The sequence below is a fragment of the Pedobacter agri PB92 genome, assembly GCF_000258495.1.
Taxonomy (GTDB): Bacteria; Bacteroidota; Bacteroidia; order Sphingobacteriales; family Sphingobacteriaceae; genus Pedobacter; species Pedobacter agri.
In genome coordinates, this window is the sequence record NZ_AJLG01000283.1 from 1 (window position 1) to 3,837 (window position 3,837).

A 3,837-nucleotide genomic window follows, 5' to 3' on the forward strand; every position below is an offset into this window, starting at 1 on the left:
AGTCACATCGCGTAAAGCACGTGTTGATGATAAGTTTGAAACGGTGTGTCCTGGAGTGTTTTTCAACACATAATCAGCAACGGCAACTAAGGTATATTCTTCGCCGAACATGCTTCCGTCTTCGTTTACGAAACACAAACGATCAACATCCGGATCAACCACAATACCTAAATCTGCATTTTGCTTTTGTACCTCTTTAGAAATTTCCGTTAAATTTTCTGGAAGTGGTTCCGGGTTATGCGGAAAATGACCGTCCGGTTCACAGTAAAGTTCTGTCACTCTGGTTACACCTAAAGCTTTCAATAAAGCCGGAATAAAGATACCACCTGTTGAATTTACACAATCGATCACGACTTTAAAATCAGCCTTTTTAATGGCTTCAACATCTACCAAAGGCAATGCTAAAACTTTATCGATATGTTTTTGCAGGTAAGTATCGTTTTTAATAACCTTACCTAACTTGTCTACATCAGCAAATTCGAAGCTTGCGTTTTCAGCGATATCTAAAACTTCCTTACCATCTAAATCGCTAATAAATTCACCGTTTGCATTTAATAGTTTCAAGGCGTTCCATTGTTTCGGGTTGTGGCTAGCTGTTAAAATAATACCACCACCGGCTTGTTCATCAGGTACTGCAACCTCTACAGTTGGCGTAGTTGATAAACCTAAATCGATTACTTCGATACCCAAACCCTGTAAGGTTCCGATCACTAAATTATTCACCATTTCGCCCGAAATACGTGCATCGCGACCCAAAACAATTCTTTTGTTACCTGTTTTTTGTACTACCCAGCTCCCGAAAGCTGCCGTAAATTTTACTATATCTAGGGGTGTTAAGCCATTTCCAGCCTGCCCACCAATGGTTCCTCTTATTCCTGAAATTGATTTTATTAAAGTCACTTTGTGTATTTTATTAGACTTCAAAAATAAGAAAAAAAACAAGATAGCAGCTATTTTTAGACTGGCCTGGTTGGTTAATTTACATTGTTTTTATATCTATTTATACGATATATTTTGTAGAAATTAGGTTTGGTATTTAATCAAACGTGTGACTGATTTTTAATTTTTTATAAAGCAGTTGCAGTATTACATCGGTTTCAACTGTCCCGCCCTCGTTTCAAATCCGCTCCAGATGAAAAACCGGGATTGCGGGTTTTTCACTAAGTCTGGTTTATAGAAACTAGAATTGTAGTGTAAACGAAACAATTACCTTCACTGTCAGGCAGGAGGCAATCATCTAATTCCGATTTGTCATTGTGTTTAACCCAAAGCTTTAAAATTGCTCCATACCCAGTAATGACGATTGATTAAGAACAAGCCCTTGTTTCTAAACATGACAGCAGCGGCAGCCCCGAGTTTTTTCTACGAGGGCTACAGCGAATGGCAGGGCTGTAGCTCCCAATAAAAAACCGAATGTTAATTTCCAAAGTATAAAATCAACCCTCTGAATTGACAAATTATAAATTGCTTATCTATGAAATTAATGTACTTTGTTTATCCCAATTTTATCTAAGTTTGCAAATTCGTTAACAAAATGCTTTTTTATGCAGCGCAAGTGGTTTCAGTATTGGTTTAATTCGCCATATTATCATATTCTTTATCAACAAAGAAACGATGCCGAAGCCGAATTTTTTATCGATAACCTTACCAAATACCTCAATCCACTACCCGATTCAAAAATACTCGATATTGCTTGTGGTAAGGGCAGGCATTCCATTTATCTGAACAAAAAAGGTTTTGATGTTACCGGGATCGACTTATCAGAGCAAAGTATAAAATATGCCAGGCAGTTTGAAAACAATAAGTTACATTTCCTGGTGCATGATATGCGCAAACTTTTTTACATCAATTATTTCGATGTTGCCCTAAATCTCTTCACCAGTTTTGGCTATTTCGACACCGAAAAAGAACACGTAAATGCACTAAAAACTTTTAGGAAGTGCTTGAAAGCCGAAGGTACCCTGGTTGTTGATTATTTCAATACAGAAAAAATTATCAGAAATTTAAATCACTGTGAAGCAAAGGAACTTGATGGGATTACCTTTAACATCACTAAAAACGTGGTTGATGGAAAAATTATAAAGAAGATAAATTTTGACGACCAGGGCAAAGTATACAATTTCGAAGAACGCGTTCAAGCTTTTTCATTTGAAGATTTTGAAAGGATGCTAACAAAAGCTGGTATGGTGATCCAAAAATCTTTCGGTAGTTATGCACTTGATGATTTCGATGAATCTAGTTCAGACCGTTTAATTTTAATCTGCAAAAAAGCATGATGGAAAGCATACAGCAATTTGATGTTGAGTTGTTTTTGAAAATCCACCGTGGGCTTTCGAATGGCTTTTTCGATTGGCTGATGCCTTTAATGCGTAACCGTTTTTTCTGGTCGCCACTGTACCTTTTTATTGTTGTTTTTTGCATTAAACAGTATAAAAAACAAGGCTACTATATTATTGCAATGCTGCTTTTTACATTTGCTATGGGCGATTTAATTGCATCAAGATTAATTAAGCCCTTGGTTTCAAGAGTGCGTCCTTGTAATGATTTTAACCTGGCCAATGATATTATCCATCGTGTGCCTTGTGGCAGTGGATTAAGTTTCCTTCAGCACATGCAACCAATCATTTTGCCATTGCGGTATTTTTGATTGGTTTATTTTACAGTCGATGGAAACCGATTTTACCTATTGGTATTTTTTGGGCAGCCATTGTTAGCTTTGCACAAGTTTACGTAGGTGTACATTACCCTGTAGATGTTGCAACAGGTGCATTGCTGGGGTCTTTTATTGGATTAATCTGCTCACAAATTTTTAAAAAACTACAACCTGAATTTTAATGGAAGCTTGGAAATTTGCCGTACTTTTTTTCTGCGCTTTTTTAGGAGGCTCTTCTATCTTTTTGGTTAAAAGCGATAAATCGAAATTACTAAAACTGATTCTATCATTTAGCGGTGCTTATCTTTTTGGCATCACTGTATTGCATTTAATTCCAGATGCTTATAGCGGACCAGATAAATGGCAAATCGGGGTTTTTATATTAATTGGTTTTTTGCTTCAGATATTTTTAGAGCAATTTTCAGAAGGTGTAGAACATGGACATATACACAAACATCATGATGGCCATGTGTTCCCCTTTGGTATTATGATTAGTTTATGTTTACACGCATTTTTGGAAGGAATGCCGCTGGCTAAAGATCAGCATAACGAACTAATCTTTGGAATATCATTGCACCACATTCCTGCAGCATTTGCCCTGGCAAGCATCTTAATGCAAAACCACTATAAAAAGGGAAGTATTGTTTTCTATTTGCTCATCTTCGCCGCAATGGCGCCACTTGGTTTTTATGTGAGCGTTGGCCTAAGTAACGGGACAATTGGTGGTATAGATGCCTATTTCAATAAAATTATGGGTATTGTAATTGGTATTTTTCTACACATTTCTACCACGATTTTATTCGAATCGAGTGCCGATCATAAAATTAATACCCGAAAAATGGTAGCGGTGTTACTGGGCATTGGTGTGGCGTTGATTGGTTTTTTCGCCGGAAATGTGCATTGATTGAGTTAACAAATTGTCGTTTGCAGTTTACACGAGTTTGTTAAAATTTATGTAAATTAGTACATGGACGAAATTGTAAAAGAACCAAATGTAGAATACAAAAAAAGGCATTTTACAGTTGCTGAATACCTCGAGATGGAAAAAGCATCACAAGAAAAGCATGAGTATTTTCAGGGTGAGATATTTTCTTTGCATCAAGATGAGAGTAGCGAAGTAAGATCAATGTCTGGCGCTGGCTTTAATCATAATCTTATTTTTTCCAGCTTGTTAGTGTGTACGT

5 protein-coding genes and 1 pseudogene are annotated in these 3,837 nt (G+C 36.6%); 5 read left to right on the forward strand and 1 reads right to left on the reverse strand.

What is annotated here, in order from left to right; translation table 11 throughout:
• Positions 1-900 (reverse strand): annotated as a pseudogene (locus ON09_RS23045) (phosphoglucosamine mutase); the annotation flags it as partial.
• Between the two features lie 644 nt (positions 901-1,544).
• On the opposite strand from ON09_RS23045, the gene ON09_RS23050 reads away from it, so the two are divergent.
• The 5 genes from ON09_RS23050 to ON09_RS23065 all read left to right on the forward strand — a co-directional run.
• Positions 1,545-2,276 (forward strand): class I SAM-dependent methyltransferase, encoded by a 732-nt coding sequence (locus ON09_RS23050; protein ID WP_010603433.1) that lies wholly within the window; start codon positions 1,545-1,547, stop codon positions 2,274-2,276.
• Positions 2,273-2,647: a phosphatase PAP2 family protein gene (locus ON09_RS23055; protein ID WP_316927842.1), complete on the forward strand. Its 375-nt coding sequence runs from the start codon at positions 2,273-2,275 to the stop codon at positions 2,645-2,647. The genes ON09_RS23050 and ON09_RS23055 overlap by 4 nt, the downstream gene beginning before the upstream one ends.
• Complete coding sequence (locus ON09_RS26715) at positions 2,644-2,835, forward strand: phosphatase PAP2 family protein (RefSeq protein ID WP_316927843.1); 192 nt, start codon at positions 2,644-2,646, stop codon at positions 2,833-2,835. The genes ON09_RS23055 and ON09_RS26715 overlap by 4 nt, the downstream gene beginning before the upstream one ends.
• Complete coding sequence (locus tag ON09_RS23060) at positions 2,835-3,557, forward strand: ZIP family metal transporter (RefSeq protein ID WP_010603434.1); 723 nt, start codon at positions 2,835-2,837, stop codon at positions 3,555-3,557. The genes ON09_RS26715 and ON09_RS23060 overlap by 1 nt, the downstream gene beginning before the upstream one ends.
• A 63-nt stretch (positions 3,558-3,620) precedes the next feature.
• On the forward strand, positions 3,621-3,837 hold a 217-nt coding region (locus tag ON09_RS23065), incomplete at its 3' end, for a PDDEXK family nuclease (RefSeq protein WP_010603435.1).

Excerpts from the sequence above, each read along its gene's own strand:
- ON09_RS23055 (WP_316927842.1), top strand. The coding sequence starts at position 2,273 with ATGATGGAAAGCATACAGCAATTTGATGTTGAGTTGTTTTTGAAAATC.
- ON09_RS23060 (WP_010603434.1), top strand. The coding sequence starts at position 2,835 with ATGGAAGCTTGGAAATTTGCCGTACTTTTTTTCTGCGCTTTTTTAGGA.
- ON09_RS23050 (WP_010603433.1), top strand. The coding sequence starts at position 1,545 with ATGCAGCGCAAGTGGTTTCAGTATTGGTTTAATTCGCCATATTATCAT.